This is a genomic window from Synechococcus sp. 65AY6A5 (genome assembly GCF_002760415.1).
In the GTDB taxonomy this organism is placed as follows: domain Bacteria; phylum Cyanobacteriota; class Cyanobacteriia; order Thermostichales; family Thermostichaceae; genus Thermostichus.
Genome location: NZ_AXUW01000001.1, coordinates 394,467 through 395,876 on the forward strand (window position 1 = coordinate 394,467; position 1,410 = coordinate 395,876).

Sequence of the window (1,410 nt, forward strand, 5' to 3'; positions counted from 1 at the left end):
CTGCTGGCCGCTGTTGGCCCATCAATCCACCAGGGAGAACATCAGCTCCCCTTCGGTCACCAACTGTCCCCCCACCTGGGCCCGACAAAACATCTTGCCGATGCGTTTTTGCCGGATGGTGAGCAAATTGGCTGACAGCAGCAACTGATCCCCCGGCAGCACGGGGCGGCGGAAGCGAACGCCATCGATGCCGGCAAAGAGAGCCAACCGCCCAGCCACATCCGGCAACTTGGTCAACACGATCCCTCCCAACTGCGCCATGGCCTCGACGATCAGAACGCCGGGCATGATCGGTCGGTTGGGGAAGTGCCCCTGGAAAAAGGGCTCGTTGAAGGTGACGTTTTTCAGGCCCACCGCCCGTTGCCCTGGTTGATACTCCACCACGCGATCCACCAGCAAAAAAGGGTAGCGATGGGGCAGGATCTCCAGGATTTGATCCGTGGTGAAGACGGGGGGAGCGGTTGCCAACTGGGCAGCTGCTTCAGCCGAGAGAAGAGGTGGAGGAGAGACATCAGAGGACATAGTAACCCACAGAGCCAGAAGACAAACCGTGAAACCGTGACGTACTCCCGCACTCATGCTGACGCATAGAGTGCAGGCTTCATGGCTTACGCCACGCTTCGCCAACAGTGACTCCTGCCCAATGGCAGGACATTTCCTGAGCTTGAAGAACGGGACGCCCCACCGCTCTGGATTTGATAACTCGCGCCGAGTTGTGATCCCGTGACAGCCTTAGCCCGCAGGAGGGGCAATCGTGCCACCGCTCATGCAGCTTTTTGGGCACCTCACGACCACACCCCGAGCACCCTTGACTGCTGCCGCGGGGATCCCCTGCAATCGTCAACAGCCCAGCTCTTTCAGCCTTGGCTGCCAGAATTTGCAGGAACTGCCCCCACCCAGCATCATGCACAGATTTGGCCAGTCGAGTCCTCGCCAGACCTTTGATGTCCAACGCCTCATGGGCTATGTGCTTTCTTGTCTGCAAAAGTTTGCGGGCAGTTTTGTGGTGAAAATCTCGGCGCTGGTTGGCTACTTTCTGATGTGCCTTGCTCAACCTCTTGACCGCTTTCTGGTAGCGGTTTGGCCTCTTCTGCTTGCGCGATACAGACCGTTGCAGCCGCTTGAGGGGCTTTTGCGCCCTACGGTAATGCTGAGGAACCTCAACCGCCTCACCCTCATCGGTGACCAAGAAAGAGCTTAGCCCCAGGTCTATCCCCATCGTGTTTTCCCACGTTGGCGTGTCAGGGCTCCATTCCGGGACAGACGAATCCTGCAAACTCAAGGTGACGTACCACCCATCCACCTTGCGGGTGATGGTGGCCGTTTTGATAACAAACCCCTCAGGCAAAGGACGGTGTTGGACCAGCTTGACCGGCCCAATCTTGGGCAGATGGATAAACTGCCCTCGAA

Annotated in this window: 2 protein-coding genes; both read right to left on the minus strand. The window is 58.2% G+C overall.

The features are described from left to right. Positions 1-21: 21 nt before the first annotated feature. Complete coding sequence (fabZ, locus tag SYN65AY6A5_RS01800) at positions 22-522, minus strand: 3-hydroxyacyl-ACP dehydratase FabZ (RefSeq protein WP_011430776.1); 501 nt, start codon at positions 520-522, stop codon at positions 22-24. Between the two features lie 79 nt (positions 523-601). After that, the coding region (locus SYN65AY6A5_RS14260) for a transposase (protein WP_240530962.1) at positions 602-1,410 on the minus strand (809 nt) is incomplete at its 5' end.

Bases quoted from the DNA above. Each gene is read 5' to 3' on its own strand.
- fabZ (WP_011430776.1), bottom strand. From the start codon at position 522: ATGTCCTCTGATGTCTCTCCTCCACCTCTTCTCTCGGCTGAAGCAGCT.